The 15,673-nt window shown below is 43.3% G+C and carries 16 protein-coding genes; 6 read left to right on the forward strand and 10 right to left on the reverse strand.

What is annotated here, in order from left to right; genetic code table 11:
• Window positions 1-1,428, reverse strand: a complete 1,428-nt coding sequence (locus LKE40_00335) for an NFACT RNA binding domain-containing protein (GenBank protein MCH3915944.1) — start codon at window positions 1,426-1,428, stop codon at window positions 1-3.
• On the reverse strand, window positions 1,419-2,834 hold the full coding sequence (locus LKE40_00340) for a bifunctional folylpolyglutamate synthase/dihydrofolate synthase (protein MCH3915945.1): 1,416 nt from the start codon (window positions 2,832-2,834) through the stop codon (window positions 1,419-1,421). The genes LKE40_00335 and LKE40_00340 overlap by 10 nt, the downstream gene beginning before the upstream one ends.
• Before the next feature lie 223 nt (window positions 2,835-3,057).
• Here LKE40_00340 and LKE40_00345 point away from each other — a divergent pair, with 223 nt between their 5' ends.
• The 3 genes from LKE40_00345 to LKE40_00355 all read left to right on the forward strand — a co-directional run bounded on the left by LKE40_00345 (window position 3,058) and on the right by LKE40_00355 (window position 6,033).
• Complete coding sequence (locus LKE40_00345; protein ID MCH3915946.1) at window positions 3,058-4,788, forward strand: acyl--CoA ligase; 1,731 nt, start codon at window positions 3,058-3,060, stop codon at window positions 4,786-4,788.
• A gap of 9 nt (window positions 4,789-4,797) precedes the next feature.
• Window positions 4,798-5,094, forward strand: a complete 297-nt coding sequence (locus LKE40_00350) for a YhbY family RNA-binding protein (protein ID MCH3915947.1) — start codon at window positions 4,798-4,800, stop codon at window positions 5,092-5,094.
• A 387-nt stretch (window positions 5,095-5,481) separates the two neighbouring features.
• Window positions 5,482-6,033 (forward strand): LemA family protein, encoded by a 552-nt coding sequence (locus tag LKE40_00355; protein MCH3915948.1) that lies wholly within the window; start codon window positions 5,482-5,484, stop codon window positions 6,031-6,033.
• Here LKE40_00355 and LKE40_00360 read toward each other — a convergent pair.
• From LKE40_00360 to LKE40_00395, 8 genes are all read right to left on the reverse strand, one after another.
• Window positions 6,030-6,503, reverse strand: coding sequence for a hypothetical protein (locus LKE40_00360; protein MCH3915949.1), 474 nt, complete (start codon window positions 6,501-6,503; stop codon window positions 6,030-6,032). The two genes, LKE40_00355 and LKE40_00360, sit on opposite strands and share 4 nt — an antisense overlap.
• Entirely contained in the window at window positions 6,484-7,599 is a 1,116-nt protein-coding gene (locus LKE40_00365; protein MCH3915950.1) for a hypothetical protein, read from the reverse strand. Before LKE40_00365 ends, LKE40_00360 begins: the two co-directional genes overlap by 20 nt.
• A 75-nt stretch (window positions 7,600-7,674) precedes the next feature.
• Entirely contained in the window at window positions 7,675-8,343 is a 669-nt protein-coding gene (locus LKE40_00370; GenBank protein ID MCH3915951.1) for a TrkA family potassium uptake protein, read from the reverse strand.
• A gap of 16 nt (window positions 8,344-8,359) precedes the next feature.
• Window positions 8,360-9,658: a hypothetical protein gene (locus LKE40_00375; protein MCH3915952.1), complete on the reverse strand. Its 1,299-nt coding sequence runs from the start codon at window positions 9,656-9,658 to the stop codon at window positions 8,360-8,362.
• Window positions 9,659-9,844: 186 nt separating this feature from the next.
• Window positions 9,845-11,332, reverse strand: a complete 1,488-nt coding sequence (locus LKE40_00380; protein MCH3915953.1) for a glycoside hydrolase family 32 protein — start codon at window positions 11,330-11,332, stop codon at window positions 9,845-9,847.
• Window positions 11,333-11,366: 34 nt separating this feature from the next.
• The gene (locus LKE40_00385; GenBank protein MCH3915954.1) at window positions 11,367-11,903 is read right to left on the reverse strand and encodes a flavodoxin; all 537 of its coding nucleotides are present in this window, start codon (window positions 11,901-11,903) and stop codon (window positions 11,367-11,369) included.
• A 245-nt stretch (window positions 11,904-12,148) separates the two neighbouring features.
• Window positions 12,149-12,628 (reverse strand): protein-export chaperone SecB, encoded by a 480-nt coding sequence (locus tag LKE40_00390; GenBank protein MCH3915955.1) that lies wholly within the window; start codon window positions 12,626-12,628, stop codon window positions 12,149-12,151.
• Window positions 12,601-13,164: a hypothetical protein gene (locus LKE40_00395; protein MCH3915956.1), complete on the reverse strand. Its 564-nt coding sequence runs from the start codon at window positions 13,162-13,164 to the stop codon at window positions 12,601-12,603. The genes LKE40_00390 and LKE40_00395 overlap by 28 nt, the downstream gene beginning before the upstream one ends.
• Window positions 13,165-13,866: 702 nt before the next feature.
• Here LKE40_00395 and LKE40_00400 point away from each other — a divergent pair.
• The 3 genes from LKE40_00400 to LKE40_00410 all read left to right on the forward strand — a co-directional run bounded on the left by LKE40_00400 (window position 13,867) and on the right by LKE40_00410 (window position 15,673).
• Entirely contained in the window at window positions 13,867-14,049 is a 183-nt protein-coding gene (locus LKE40_00400; protein ID MCH3915957.1) for a hypothetical protein, read from the forward strand.
• Between the two features lie 315 nt (window positions 14,050-14,364).
• The gene (locus LKE40_00405; protein ID MCH3915958.1) at window positions 14,365-14,937 is read left to right on the forward strand and encodes an SAP domain-containing protein; all 573 of its coding nucleotides are present in this window, start codon (window positions 14,365-14,367) and stop codon (window positions 14,935-14,937) included.
• 169 nt (window positions 14,938-15,106) lie between these two features.
• Window positions 15,107-15,673 (forward strand): WHG domain-containing protein, encoded by a 567-nt coding sequence (locus LKE40_00410; GenBank protein ID MCH3915959.1) that lies wholly within the window; start codon window positions 15,107-15,109, stop codon window positions 15,671-15,673.

Here is a 15,673-nt window from a genome sequence, read left to right on the forward strand (position 1 = left end):
TCAGGCCTCCTTTTCAGAAAATAATCGTTCAAGACGCTTTTCGTCTATCTCAGCGACGATGTTTTTTTCATGAGTCGGCAATACGAGCCCCAACGGACCGTCCTTGGCCCTTCTCAGATACTTGACTTGTGTAAAATAAAGGTCTGCCTTTCCACTGTTCTTTGCTCTTGAATAGGTTATGGCAAGGTTTGCGGCATCCAGGATGACGTCCAAGGGGATGCTCTTGTCTTTTTGAGCCTTGATGAATACATAGCCTCCCGGATAATCCCGGGTATGCATCCACCAATCATTGCCTCTGGTATATCGGCGTAGCAACTGATCGTTTTCCTTTGCATTCCTGCCTACGAGCAGAGTAAAGGAACCACTGTGCAATACCAATCCTACAGTCGGTACTGCCTTTGGTTTGTCTGCAGTCTGTTCACCCAAGGCTTTCTTGAATCGTCTTATATCGCTCTCATCATCTGTATGGGAAAGCAGGTGCTCATAGTAGGCCTGTTGCTTCCTGTAGTTTTCAAGAGCCTGTCTGTATTCTTCCTGGGCGTTCTGGAACGTACCTTTTTTCTTTTGGTACTTCTGATAGTACAGCTCGATGTTCTGTTTGGAACTGAGTTTCGGGTCCAGTATAAGCAGCCGTTTTCCACCATTGAACCAGTCGTCGACCTCAAGCTGGTGCTGGTCTGCTTTCAAGAGGTACAAGTTGGAAGCAAGAAGATCTCCGTTCTGCTTGTCATGTTCGAAATTTTCATTTGCATGTTGCCTTGCAAGCAATGCCTTGACACTTCCTTCCAGTTCCCTGAGCTTCCTGTCCCGTTGCTGTTCGATACGTTGCCTCAGCTGGGCAGCAGTTTCATCAGTACTTTTTCGTCCATATGCAAGTTCTATCTGGCGGTTGAATGATAGGCCTTCTTCCCGAGGACGGATAGGGAACCTGCCGTCATCTTCTTTTGGTTCGGGCAGAGGGAAGGGCTTTCCTGCGGTTTCATCCCGCCCCGGCCGTCTGTAGAGTAGCTCACTGATGACAAGCTTGTCATCAGTAATGATGATGTTTGCGCCGGCACCGGAATAGAGCCTGAAGAAAACATGCAGATGTCCTGTGGTGTCTTCCATGTGGAGATGCAGTATCCTGTCTCCTGGTATCGTTGATGCCTCCACGATCCTGCATCCTTCCAAGTGTGCCCTGCAGTACTGGATGAACCGTTGCAGCTTGCTTGTCTTTCCCGTCTGGGTCGGTGCAGTTTTTTCTGTTTCCCTGTGGATCCTGGCATTTGGGGTACCGATTTCCGTATACAAGGTCCATCGGCCCTCATCGGGATGATGGAATGACCATGACAGGCTATGGAAATCGTGCTGTACAACTGACTGCAGCCTGCTTTCTTTCAAAGGCAATTCACTGCAGATGAGCTGAAGTTCACGCCAGTTCAAAGACATGATGCCTCCCTTTTCCATTCTTCTGCAATTTCTCCGGCAAGATAGAATGAGCCGCAGACGAGGATGGCTCCTTCGGCTGGGCATCGTTGCCTTGCTTCCTTCAATGCTGCATCTGCCCCTATTTCAAGCAGTATGTCATGTGTATTGTCCGTATCCTGTTGCATGAACAGTTCGTACAAGGACTGCATGTCACTTTTCTTATAGGTCCCTGGCCTGCAGAGTATGATGGTCTTGTAGCTGTGGAGCAGCAGGTGCGCCATATGCAGATGATCTTTGCCTTGGATGGCTCCGAAAATGACGATTGTCTTTTCAGGGGCATAGAGCTGTTCCATCGAATCAATGAGAGCCTTGAGGCTGTGGTCTGTATGGGCACCGTCGATGTAAATCGGCGGATCATCGGAAATCTTTTCGAATCTTCCAGGTAGCGTACAGCTTTCCATGGCAACTTTTGAAGCTGGGGCATAGAGCTTGAGGATCCTCAGGCAGAGGAGGGCAAGTGCGCAGTTGGCGGCCATGACCCGTCCTTTCATGGCTAGGGTAAAGTGTTCTTCGAACACAGGTCTATCGTGCCATGTTGTTTCCTTCAGGTGCCATTTGGCGGTATCTTCGGTAATTTTCCATCGATAGGTTGCGATTTCTCCATCTGTAGTCGTCTTGCTCTCCATATCAAGCAACAGGTCTGAAAGCAACCACTGGGGACTATGGACATCCTTTGCCTGAGAGGCCATGACATTTCTGGCTTCAGGCAGCAAGGCTGCGACAAAGGAAGGGATTCCTTCCTTTATTATTTTGCTTTTTTCCGTGGCAATGGCATGGATGGTCTTGCCAAGTATCTGTGTGTGTTCGAGTTCAATCGGACAGAGGACGGAAGCTATGGGCGTGATTGTGTTCGTAGCATCCAGCCTTCCTCCCAAACCTGTTTCAATGACGGCATACTTGCAACCCCATGCGGAAAAGAGCATGAAGGCATACAGCGTATACAGCTCAAAGGTGGTGACTGAAGTTTCTCCCCATTCATCGCTGAAGCAAAAACCTTCCAGTCCTTCCCTGAGTCTGTTGCCGACTTTGACAAGAAATTGATCGGGAAAGAAAGTACCGCAGAGCGAAAAACGTTCCCTGTAATCGATCAAGTGGGGAGAAGCATACAGACCGGTCTTGAAACCTTGGGCCTGGATGGCCGAGGCGAGAAACATGGCAGTACTTCCCTTGCCTTTGCTTCCTGCTACATGTATGGCTTGGAAATCTTTTTCCGGATGAGCAAAATGGTCAAGCAGTGCACGCATCCTGTCCAGCCTATAGACTCTGGTAGTGTAATGGTCTGTCTGCTTTTCAAGGTTTGTGAAACTTTCCATATAGGAAATGATATCGTCAAAAGTTTCGAAACAATGTTTCGGCGTATTATTCATAGCAAGACTGTACCCTCAAATTTCTTTTTTGTGAACTACCGGCAGGCTTCCTGCAGAGGGAAGGAATTGCCATTGTCTTTACCCCAATTTAGATGTTTTGTGTAACAATACCCCTAGTAGTTGACAGATTTAAAAAAAATGTAATATTAACGGCTTGATTTTCTGAAAAGAGCTGAATTATCATTGTAACGTCATTAAGAGATCGTTGTTTGGAGGAGAGCTGATGAAGAGACAGGATGACCGCCCGTGGAGGACTCTGGATCCGTTCAGAGGGAAAATGTTCACTGGAGAATGGCCGACACTTGTCGAACTGTTTGATATAACCTGCAAACGGTTTCCGCACAGACCTTGCTTCAGGCAGTTTATTCCAGAGGACTGGACCCTTGATTTTACCCAGGCGCATGACCATATCATCGGCATTGCCAACTATATCCTTGCACAGGGAACCAAGAAGGGTGACAAGATAGCAGTCAGTGGCAAGAACAGCTGTGAATGGGCCCTTGCCTATTTAGGTGCGATTTATGCAGGATGTGTCATTGTTCCTTTGGATGCGGCCCTGAAACTGCCGGAAATGGAACATTTCATGGAATTTGCAGGCGTCAAGGGAGCTTTTCTCGACAATGACAAGCTGCAGAAGCTTTCTGCTGAAGGGGGAAGCAGACTTTCCTTTGCCTTGGGCCTTGATAAAGTTTCCGGCGATGCTTATCTGCTTGACCATGAGATTGCGGGGCCACTGTCCGAAGATGCCCCGAAAGCTATCTCTGGCGACGTGGCGGCTATTCTCTTTACCAGTGGTACGACCGGAATTCCGAAGGGCGTACAGCTGACCCATGAGAATATAGTGTCTGATACATTCCTGGCTGAATGTTATATGCCGGTCGATGCCTATGACGTATGGTATGCGATTCTCCCTATCCATCATGCTTATACGATGGTGGCTGTCTTTATGGAAGGAATAGCAACCGGCGCAGAAGTCGTCTTTGGCAAGCGCCTGGCAATCAACCAGCTTTTCAAGGAACTGAGGGACGGAAAGGTTACCATGTTCCTTGCCGTGCCGATGCTGTTCAACAAACTGTTGTCCGGGCTTATGGAAGGCATAAAGAAGAAATCCATCATAGCCTATGGCCTGATCCGGTTCGGAATGGGATTTTCCGGTTTTGTAAAGAAGCTTACGGGCAAGAACATAGGCAGAAAACTGTTCGGCGGGTTGCTTCGCAACATTGCCCTTGAAAGCAACAGGATCTGTATCTGCGGCGGCGGTCCTCTTCCTGCATCAACTTTCAAAATGTACAACCAGTTGGGAATTGATTTCGTGCAGGGATATGGCTTGACGGAAGCAAGTCCCATTACGCACCTCAATCCTGTCGATGCCTATAAGGAAACATCGGTAGGCAAGTTGTTCCCGACACTTGAACAGAAGATCGTGGATCCTGACGAAGACGGCAATGGCTTGCTGTATATCAAGGGATCTGTAGTCATGAAGGGCTATTATAACAATCCTGAAGCGACTGCTGAGGTACTGGCTGAAGATGGTTGGCTGAATACCGGTGATGTGGGACACTTGGATGATGAGGGATACCTTTACTTGACCGGACGCAAGAGAAACATCATCGTGACTGAGGGAGGCAAGAATGTCTTTCCTGAGGAAGTCGAGGATCATTTCCAGCTATACAATGAAATTGAACAGATCTGTGTCTGCAGCTACGTGAAGGACAAGGATATGAAGATCGAGGGTATACGTGCGATAGTCTATCCGTCTGAAGCATTGCGGAACAAATATGCTGAAGGAAAAGTATTGCAGACAAAAGTCCAGACAGTCATTGACCAGGTGAACAAGGGACTGCCTTCCTATGAAAAGATTGAGAAGTTGGTCATATCCATGCAGCCGTTGCCGGAGACGAGTACCAAGAAAGTAAAGCGTTTTGAGGTTGCAAAAATCTTTGAAGATCAATAGTATGCAGCTATGAACAGCAGTGTAAGGAATTTTCTCCGTGCGCAAGCGCACGATGTACATCCGATAGTAATGGTCGGCAAGGGTGGCTATGATGAAATGGTGGCAAAGGCCTTGGACGAGGCTTTGCTTCATCATGAACTGGTAAAAGTCAAGTTTCAGGCCAACAGGGACCAGATGGAACAGATTGCCTCTCAGTTGGCGGTGGCCACAAACTCCGAACTGGTCGGTAAGATCGGCTTCATCTCCATTTTCTATAGGGAAAGTGAGGAACATCTTATCACGATGCCAAGGGCCCTATTCAAATAGCAGGAAGGAACCGATGAAAAGACTCCAGCGGTCCTTTCTTCTATTGAAAGACTGGTGTCGGTTTTGGCCGTAGGGAGAAGTATAAGGCAGGGTGTTTCCTGCCTGAGTCTGTATGTATATGTTTTTCAAATAATTTTCTCTTTTGCCATCCGAAACTTTCATTTGAACGGTTCAGTCATCTGTCTCCGTTCATTTTTTGTCTGTACATGGCATGAGTTGGCAGATTTAAGGATTTACTAGTCAAGTTGCTAATCATAAAGCAAATACAAAGCCCGGCCAAATCTTCAATCAATATGTATAGAACTTGGCGAACTGTCAGCAAGGGGCAGGTGTAGGGGCCTTGCAATTGATATGGTACCGTACAATCGGTAGAATGAAGCCAAGGAGTTGACTATGGTCTATATCATTCTGGCGATTGTCGTTGTCTTGCTGCTCATCTATATCTCACTGTACAACAGCTTGGTACGTCTGAGAAACCGGAGCGAAGAAGCAGAAGCACAGATCGGCGCTCATGAAAAACAGCGGTACGATCTTATTCCGAATCTTGTTGAAACTGTCAAAGGGTATGCAGCCCATGAGAAAGGTACCCTTGAAGCTGTCGTAGCGGCACGGAACAAAGCTATTTCTTCTACGGGTATAAGTGAATCGGATGCAAGCAACAAGGAACTGAGCAATGCCTTAGGTAAATTGTTTGCCTTGGCAGAAGCCTATCCGCAGCTCAAGGCCAATGAAAATTTCATGAACTTGCAGCAGACTCTCAGTGCCGTGGAAGAGAAGATTCTCAATGCAAGAAAGTATTACAATGCCGTCGTGAGGGAATTCAATACCCGTTGTGAGACATTTCCTTCAAATCTAGCTGCAAGCATGGGACACTTTTCCAAGAAGCCATATCTTGAGATCGAAGAGGCTGCAAAGCAGAACGTCAAGGTCAGTTTCTAATCCATATCGGGTGTGAACAGGTTCTTGATTTTCTTTTTATGTCCTGTGCGTTTCAATAACCATCGGGTAACTTCCCTGCCATTGGCGGGGAAGAATATCCACATTGCAATGTAGTAATCAAGTGAACAAAGTCCGAACGCTGCACAGAAATAGGGCAATGCCGGCAGATTGATTTTGGAGAGAAGCCAATCTGTTGCCAGAGCCGTGCACATCAGCATGCTGAAATTCTTGGCAAAATCAATCATGTAAGGTTTCATGCTTTTGTGAAAACCATATTTGTGCACCATGTATGGTTCTATCCAGCTGCTGGTAAGAAGTTCACTGATGACGATTCCTAAAAAAATACCTGCTGCTTTGTAATACAAGCCGAATATATAGGAAAGCAGGACACTGAGGACAGTCTGGAGAACCGGCTTGTAGCGGTCTTGGTAAAATATGCCGTAGCTGCTCTCATAGATAGTTGCGATCAACCTTTTGTAAAGCAGGTATTGGGTCATGGAAATCAGGAACTACCGTTTTCGTAGAGAAGGTCGCTGCCTGTGGGTAAACCAGATGGAAAAACGGGTTGAAGCACGCAATGAGGATGATGGCAAGGTAGCCGATGCTGAGAGAATAGATATGGTTGATTTTTACGAACCATTGGTAGCAATACTCGGGGCTTTCCATCGTACAGAGGTTGCCTATGCTTGATTCTATGGATTTCTGCATCATGGCAATGCCTGTGGCAAGTCCCAATATGACCAACTGATAGTTTGCAAAACACCCAAGGGTAGAAGCTCCGAGCATCGCTGAAAGCAGTACGCATTCAATTGTCATCGTGATACTGAAGCCCATCCGATGGAAAATAAGTGCCCGTGTGCTCTTCCCGATATCCTGGACCGTCTTTTCAGGCAATGGAGCAATTGTCTTTTCCCGTAGATAGGGAAACATCCTGAATGACTTGTATCTTGCGATGACATACCGGAGCGTATTTGACAAAGCGTAGGCAAGGGCATATAGATAGAAATTCCTGGTAAGCAGCAGGATTGCTACCTGCACGACAAGCTGGAGCATCTGTGCAACAGAGATGATGGTAGTGGTGATATACTGCTTCTGGTCTGCCTGGATGATGATGGCATGCCAGCTGTTGAGCAATGACCCTACCGTTCCCAGCAGATAGATGAGGAAATAGATCCGTATCTGGTATGGTGCAATATGCGTAGTATTCGCTACATTAGGAATGAACGGAAGAAATGCCAGTCCGAACAACAGTACTCCATAGGTAATCCTATGATAGATTTTTCTGATATAGTGATTGAGGGATTTGATCTTTTCCTTGTTCGCTTCGACAAGCGGTGCATACAGATAAAAAGCAAGCGAGCTGCTTATGCCGAATTCCGTAATGGACAATACCATCAGGATGCTGGTGATCAATCCCTTTAAGCCTAAGTATTCTGCTGAAAGGCACTTTATGAAGAATGAACGCTCTACAAAGCCAAGCAAACCCGAAGAAAGCTGGAATATTGTAGCAAACTTGATGTTTCTCTTGGAATTGTCGATTCTTGTCTTGTCGTTGTTTTCTACCATGAATTCTCCGTCAGCTAGTAGCACAAATTTATAAGGGAAAATTTACAAGAAAGTGTGAAAAAAATCATATTTTTTTTACAAATTCTTTGAATTCATAGCTTCAAAGGCATTTACAGCGTTATTATCACCGCTGACTACCAAGATGTCACCTGCTTTCAGCATCGTAGATGGGGCTATGTACCCGTTTGCCTTGTCATCCCTGACGATGGCAACGATATTGATATGAAACTTTTCTCTGAAATTGACTTCCCTTACCGTCTTGTCAGCATACTTGTCATTCATGACCAATTCGATGATGGAAAAATCCTCTCCGATAGGCAACACATCCAGCGTCAGCTTGGCTGTGAGTGTCTTGGCAAGCTTCGCTCCCATTTCAACTTCAGGATTGACTATTTCAGCTCCAATCCTTCTCAGTAGCCTTCCGTGTTCTTCGTTGAGGGCTTTTGCTATTACCCTGGGAACGCCCAATTCTATGGCATTCATCGTGGCCAGAAGATTGGCCTCGATATTCTTGCCGATGCAGACAATGACCGTTGCACAGTTCTCTATGCCGGCAGATTTGAGTTCTTCTATGGTGAGGCGTTCCATTACCATGAGGTCATTGACTTGGTTCCTCAAGGGCTCAAGGCTGGCTTGATCCTTGTCAATTGCAATGACAGTCTTGCCTTCTTCCAGCAGTCCCCTAGCCAGGGACAATCCGAATCTCCCGATACCGATTACTCCAAATAGATTGTTATCTGACATATATCTGCTCCTTTTCTTATCCGATCAATATATCTTCCGTGAGGTAGTTCACGTTTTTCCTGGCTCTATGCCAGCTGCAGGTGATGGTCAACGGGCCAAGCCTTCCGATGAACATCAGCAGAATTAAGGTTAATTTACTGCAGATTCCCAGTCTCGTCGTTATGCCCATGGAAAGTCCTACCGTACCAAATGCACTTATGCATTCGAAGAGAACTTCCAGAAAGTTGAACCGTGGTCCCTCGACTGAAAAAACAATGGCTGTTGCAAGCAACGTAAAGAGGATGCCAAGGACCGTTACCATAAAAGCCCGAAGGATTGAGTCATCGTCAATAGTACGGTGGAAAGCTGAGATTTTCGAATGTGTTTCGATTTTTCTAATGGAAAGCAATACGGTAAACAGTGTCGTCGTCTTGATGCCGCCGCCGGTCGAACCAGGCGAGGCTCCTACGAACATCAGTAACATGGTCAGCATTGAACTGGTATTTGTAAGCTGTGAGATGTCGATGGTACTGAAACCAGCTGTCCTGGTAGTCGTACTCTGGAAAAAGGCCTCCATCCATGGAATATGCTGTGAAAAGTGGAAGCCGATAGTACCCAGTACCAGCAGCCAGAAGGTCATGGTCAGCACGATCTTTGAATGCATCTTCAACCTGTGGTTCTTCCTGTAGGCAAAGATGTCGTTGATGACATAAAAACCTAAACCACCGATGATGATGAGTGTTGTCGTCGTTATGTTGAGCAGGACACTGTGCCTGTAGGGAATCAAGCCGGTGAAGTTGCCAAGCAAATCGAAACCTGCATTGTTGAAGGCGGAAATGGCATGGAATATAGATATGCCCAGAGCTTTCATCGGCAGATAATCCTTGCTGAATACCTGATAGCTGAGCAATGCTCCGATTGACTCACAGACCAAGCTGGTTGCAATGACCGTACGCACGATTGAATTGATATCAAAACCGGGTTTTGAGTTCAGTGCTTCCCGTGCAAGCTGGATGTTTGAGTAACTTCTGTTACCTCCGATCAGCATGAGAAAAAAAAGGGCAAAAGACGCAAAGCCGATGCCTCCCAGCTGAATCAAGGTTCCCAATACAAAATCTCCGAAGAAAGAGAGCGTGTTTCCTACATCAATCGTAGAAAGTCCTGTTACACAGACGGCGCTGGTCGAAGTGAAAAAGGAATCTATCAACGAAATTTCCTTTCCTGGCTGATGGCTTATCGGAAGCCAGAGCAGGAAAGTACCCATGACGATGATTGAGGCAAAACCTAAGATAAGACGCTTGCCTGGCGTCAATCGTCTACGAAATGAAGATTTCATAAGGAAAAGTATACTGTTGCATGAAGAAGATTTCAACCTATGTCGTAACTGTATGACCTACAGTAATTAACGTAAGTCATATTTGCTGTTGCCATTGAATATTTCCACTGGTTTTGTGTGGAAAATGGCGATGTGTGGCGAACATCCTTTCCTGACATTCCCGATGCTCTTTGGTGATATGCTCTGCTACTGTTCTTCGATTATTGACAGGCTCTTTACCTCATGTACCTGCAGAGCTTTCAGCAGGCAGTTTCCCTTGAATTCAAGAGTTTCTAAATTTTGGATGGCTTCATTGGTCCTTGTGGCACAATACCTTCCACCGTCAATGAAGATTTCCATGACGCTATGGTCGATCAAAAGATCTATTTCGGTTGCGTTCTGCCTTGTGGATGGTATGTGGATACTGTCAAAGACGATTTCTTCAGGAGCAATACTGATTTTGCAGATTTCACGTGTTCCGGCTTTCAACAGCACTTCCATTTCTGCTGTTGCTTCGGATCTGATGACTGTACATGTAATACGGCATTGGAGCAGGGCAGGATCAGAAATCTGCATGGCGCCGTTGAGCATGATATCTGCCTTGTCCTTGCCGCCGCTAAGCAAGCTTTTCCCTTGCAACGTGTCAAATTCACTGATCGGCAACTGTACAAGTTCCCTGTTATCGGTAAGCGACAGTGTCCTTGGTATTGAAATGACATTATTCCAACCCTGTCCACTGCTGAAACCGTTGATGAATGCAACCAAGATGGTTCGGTTCCTGTTATCCCTGAAGGTATTGGTTGCATAGAATTGGGAACTGTGGTCGATCAGGCCGGCTTCTTCTGTTTTGAATTCCAGTTTTTCCGTATTAAAGGTACCCGTTTGATATTGTACCTGCCCATAAGGGGAGCCGAGAAGCACCCATTTGCCTTGCAAAGGGAAAAAGTTTGGACATTCCATCAGCTCGATTATCGGTTTGAATGTCTGAAGTACTTTCAGGTATTTCCAATTGACAAGACTGCCGTCTGGACTTTCAAAAAGAAGGATTGAAGGAACCTGTGAAGAACCTACAGCGGCTCCCAGGACAAGGAAGAACCTTCCGTCCGCATTGAACATGTAAGGATCTCTCCAGTCATGTCGTATTTCCGAAGGCAGACCTTCCATATCTACGGTAATCGCGTTGATCCGCTCATCTGACAGAGTTTTCATGTCCTTGTCCAGTAGGACGGCTTTCTGAATATTGGGATTGTGCTTCTCATCGTATTGTACACTTGTATACATGAGCACCGGATTACCATTGCTGTTGATGCCTATGCATCCTGAAAAGCAATGATGTTCTCCTTTCTCATGCTGAGGGCAGAGCATATCCTTCATGACCTCATAATGTATGAAATCCTTTGTACGGGTATGTCCCCAATGCAGATTACCCCATTTGTCCGAAGCAGGGTTATACTGGTAAAAGAGATGATAGCTGCCGTTGAAGTAGATGGTACCGTTCGGGTCGTTGATCCAATTATATGCTGGCCTGAAATGAAAACGTGGGTAATTCTTGTCCATTTTTGTCTGATGGTGAGGAAGCAAGCTTATCAAAACGACGCTTCCGCCTTTCTCCTGTTGAAAGATACGTGGAATTCTTCCTGATAGAATTCCTTGCTGTAGTGGCAACAGAATAGGAAAGACTGCAGGAAAAGTCAACAAAATGACTTTTGGCAGTTTCAGAAAACTTTTGTCAGAACTGTAAATCCTTAGCCCATCGCAAAGCTTTTGCTTCGTTGTTTTCCGTAGTGTTGATCGATTGGTCCAGGAAGTCCTGTCCACTGACACAGGTATTGCCGGAAAGTTCTTTTTTCAGTTGTATGAAGCATTTTTGTGCCGCATTTTCCTCTTTGCTTGCGTGGCATGCAAACAGAGCTATTTTTTTGCCTTCAATTTTATTTTGTTTAATAAAGGTATGAATGGGTGAAGCATAGGAACCTGCCCAGATTAGTGTGCCGATGATGATGTTTTGGTAAGAGTTTAAATCAACAGCAGAATTGACAAGTTTTGGTTTCATCTTGAAAATTGTACTTGCTCCGCCCAGAAAGAATCGCATGAAGCCTTTCGGTGGCAATTTCTTTTTTGGTTTTATCGCGAGCAAATCTGCCTGCAGTTGCTTGGCTATTATTTCCGCGATATATTTGGTGTTGTTTGTAGATGAATAGAATACGACTAAAGTTTTCATTTGATTTATCTTCTTTTTTAATATCAGATTAAAAGTATTTGCCATAGGCCTGGTTTTATCTCAAAGCCGATAAAAACATTTTAGGACCAGAATCTTCTGCATGTTTACACTTATACTCTTGCAGGTTCTATTAGTACTCAACAGCATCCAAGTATTGTATGCTAAGTATATAATATTTGTTCTGAAAATTCTCTCAATATTTATAATATGAGAAGAACTATTTTATAAAAGATAACCTTACTAAGAGGTTTTTTTTCTATGCTTTCAGTGTGATGGAATTGATTGGGAACTTACACTTTCTTGCTTTTATCAATGTCATCAACAAGATTTTTTACATTGATTAAAGGAAAAATAATAGCGCCAAAACCAGCTGTAGCAAATGTAGTTGTAATTGTTGCACGTAAATATGGAAATAAAATAGCTGGCATCGTATATTTTTCAAAATATGTTCCATTTTGAGTATGTTCTATTTCTTTTTTGATTCGGAAAAGTCCTGTTATACAGAATTCTCCTTCAGCTAATTGATTTTCATATTTTTCTGAGGCGAACGCTTTCAATTTAATTCCAAATTTACAAATAAGTATTTTATATTCATTGTTTGTGTCGTTGATAGATTCAAATGGAGGAATTCCAAAACTAAATCTAAAATTTGATAATGGCGCTTTATATTGTAGAACATCAGTATTATTTTTTACGTTGAAGTCAATTTTGTCTACTTTGTATGATAAAAATTCCAAATCAGCTAAGCAACCAGGCTTATCTTCTTGCATTCATTTCCTCTCTTTATATTAGCTGGGTTACATAAGTTGCTTTCAGATGTATACATGATTTTTTCTTTTGAACAAAATCTATCATTTATGTAACTTTCTGTATATTCTATGCTATATAACTCATTGCATGTTTGTACATGTAAGAAGCTTCCTGGTTCAAAGAAATACTTTTGAGGTTTGGTTTCTTTATGAATTTCAATAATATTTTGTGGTTTGCCCGCTTGAATTTCAAATGTAAACATTGGCCTGGAATTAAACAGTAAACTCATATCAAGTGTATTATTCTTTACATTTTCTATTTCTTGCTTAGTTACAGAGACGCAAATATATTTGAATAACATTCCATTGTCATCAGTAAAAGAACATAAAAACCACTTGCCAGAATTTTCTTCTTGTGCTGAAAACAATATCGGAAAATCATAATAATCTAGCATTTCTATTAATTGAATTTTCATAATATCCTCACTGAACCAATTTCCAACTTGTTGATATCCACCATGAAATGTGTTCTTCCTTTTGGAGAACCATTCCGTCATTTTCATGTAAAGTCAACATATAAATTTGCTGTTTTCGAAACTTGAGTACTCGCTTTTGTCTGTCTTTTGCAGCTTCCTTAGACTCAAATAAAGAACAAGCTCTTGCAATACATTCTAATTTTTCATTTTTCTGTGGAGGTTTACCGAAAAGAAAGACTGGCGTGTTTGAGGACTTTTCAGTTGATTCATATATTTTTCGTTGCGACCAAAAATCCGTTTCTGTAGGTGGCAATTTCCTTACAAATCTAAAAGCTTTCTTATTGCAAGGATAAATAGCCTCTTTGGGCGGGCAGGTTTCGCGTATATCGTCTAGTTTTTCAGTGAACTCAAATTTTTCTCTTTATTGAAACTAACATATAATTTTAAATATGTCAATTTTATTTTTTACCTAAGCTGTATACGGAAACAAAAAAATATATTTATATGTGAAATAGAAGGAAATCTATGAAAATCCGTATTTGCAAGCAAGTACCATTTCTGATTAGTGCCGTAACTGTCTTGGACGTAATAGAAAGCTGTTGAATCTGGTTATGAAGTTCTATTTGTAGTGTAGTATTCCTTTGCGGGATTAACGCCAAATTTTTCAAGAAACCATGTAGGACGCCCAGGGATTGTCTGGGAAATCTGGAACCATCCCAGATTTAACCCAGACGAACCCTGGACAAGAACACCATGATGACATCCAAGGGCTGACTTGAGAACGTGTTACTGCTTGTTCCCGAGTTCCAGAAATCGATAATAATCGAAGGAACAATGTTCATTGATGAGATGTTCTATGCTATTGTGATTTATGAAATTATTACTATTGAAGACAAGGAGCTCAGGGGTATTTCAAGGAACCAGAGGTGTATAGATATTGTATGTGACGAGCCCCAGCCTGTGTGACTGGTTCCTGAGTCGATTCCTTAAGAGGTTTATGCAGCATTCTGTGACCATATACAGCCGGGGTTTGCGTTGTGTCACGATAGGGAAAATACATTCTGCGATTGAAGTACTTTGATTGGCTCTTCAAACGTAGTTGAATTTTTTACCGTTTTTGACATAAAAAATGTCCTCCCTGGGTCACATCGTTGAGAGGTGCGGGAGGTCCTGTTACTTATTACATAGTACAAGATGCGAAGTTTTGCAAGTTTTTCTATTGATGATATCTTAGAATCTTTCAAAATAAAAAAGAGATTTTATAAATTACAGGGGAATAAAATGGTTGATAGACCGTATCTGGATAATCAATTGGATGGAAAAACATTTCGTAGTTTTTATTACTTGAAAGAAGAATTGGTTGGTTTCTGCAGAAAGAATGGTCTGTCGACTTCTGGCGGGAAATCAGAGATTACTGACAGAATTGCTCATTTTCTTGATTTCGGTGAAGTGATGCCTGCAGTCCACAAAAACAAAGTGGTAAGACAAATCGGGATAATTACGGAAGATACCAAAATAGAATCCGATTTTGTATGTTCTGAAAAACACCGTGCCTACTTCAAGCAAAAGATTGGCAAGAACTTTTCTTTTAATGTCACTTTCCAGAAATGGTTAAAATGTAATACCGGTAAAACATATGGAGAAGCAATTCAGGCTTATTACCAAATACTTGATGACAGGAAAAAAGAAAAATCAACGATTGGCAAACAGTTTGAATATAACACATATATCAGGGATTTCTTTGCTGAAAACAGAGATAAAACATTGGACCAAGCAATAAAATGTTGGAAATATAAAAAAAGCAAGGAAGGTCATAACCGCTATGAAAAAACTGATCTTGCGGCATTGACATGACTTGATTGGTTTTCGATTCAAAGTGATTTGGTTGACTATTGCTATAACTTCCGGAAACTATTATCGATCAACTTTATGATGTGAAGGAGCTCAAGATGTTCTTTGTTGACCTTGCTAATCCAATTAGCTAATTTATTACTATAAATAACAAAGAAGTTGGAGAATACCTATGCATGTTACAAAGGCAGCAGTAATTCAGGTGGCATCTGAGATTGCCGACAAAGATGGGCTCAAGGGAGTGTCACTGAAAAATGTTGCAGAGAAGCTGCATATCCGTACACCGTCTTTGTATAACCACATACAAGGGTTGGATGATTTGCTGAGGCAAGTTGCCCATACCGGAATGAAAACTATGAATGAACGGATGGCAAAGGCTGCAATAGGTACGGCCGGGGATGCGGCGATACAATCCGTAGGCGTTGCATATCTGCAGTTTATGATTGAACATCCGGGAGTATACGAAACTATCCAGTGGGCTACATGGAACGGGGACAAAGAAACTGCTCAGATTTTTGACACCTACACTTCACTGCTTACTACGTTGATCCTTTCCTGTGGTTTTACGAAACAGAATATTGAGGAAATCTTACATTTGCTGATGGGAGTTCTGCATGGGTATACGACGCTTCGGCTTGGTTTTGCCCTTGCAGAGCCGGAGGTGGCGAAGACGGATCTATGCAATGCAATCGATACCGTCTTGCTCGGTATACATCAGAAATATCAAACAAGGAACTGA

It is taken from the genome of Spirochaetia bacterium, assembly GCA_022482625.1.
Classification (GTDB): Bacteria; Spirochaetota; Spirochaetia; order Sphaerochaetales; family Sphaerochaetaceae; genus Pleomorphochaeta.

Bases quoted from the DNA above. Each gene is read 5' to 3' on its own strand.
- LKE40_00375 (MCH3915952.1), bottom strand. From the start codon at position 9,658: ATGAAATCTTCATTTCGTAGACGATTGACGCCAGGCAAGCGTCTTATC.
- LKE40_00365 (MCH3915950.1), bottom strand. From the start codon at position 7,599: ATGGTAGAAAACAACGACAAGACAAGAATCGACAATTCCAAGAGAAAC.
- LKE40_00390 (MCH3915955.1), bottom strand. From the start codon at position 12,628: ATGCAAGAAGATAAGCCTGGTTGCTTAGCTGATTTGGAATTTTTATCA.
- LKE40_00370 (MCH3915951.1), bottom strand. From the start codon at position 8,343: ATGTCAGATAACAATCTATTTGGAGTAATCGGTATCGGGAGATTCGGA.
- LKE40_00385 (MCH3915954.1), bottom strand. From the start codon at position 11,903: ATGGCAAATACTTTTAATCTGATATTAAAAAAGAAGATAAATCAAATG.
- LKE40_00340 (MCH3915945.1), bottom strand. From the start codon at position 2,834: ATGAATAATACGCCGAAACATTGTTTCGAAACTTTTGACGATATCATT.
- LKE40_00395 (MCH3915956.1), bottom strand. From the start codon at position 13,164: ATGACGGAATGGTTCTCCAAAAGGAAGAACACATTTCATGGTGGATAT.
- LKE40_00410 (MCH3915959.1), top strand. From the start codon at position 15,107: ATGCATGTTACAAAGGCAGCAGTAATTCAGGTGGCATCTGAGATTGCC.
- LKE40_00405 (MCH3915958.1), top strand. From the start codon at position 14,365: ATGGTTGATAGACCGTATCTGGATAATCAATTGGATGGAAAAACATTT.
- LKE40_00350 (MCH3915947.1), top strand. From the start codon at position 4,798: ATGAACAGCAGTGTAAGGAATTTTCTCCGTGCGCAAGCGCACGATGTA.
- LKE40_00335 (MCH3915944.1), bottom strand. From the start codon at position 1,428: ATGTCTTTGAACTGGCGTGAACTTCAGCTCATCTGCAGTGAATTGCCT.
- LKE40_00345 (MCH3915946.1), top strand. From the start codon at position 3,058: ATGAAGAGACAGGATGACCGCCCGTGGAGGACTCTGGATCCGTTCAGA.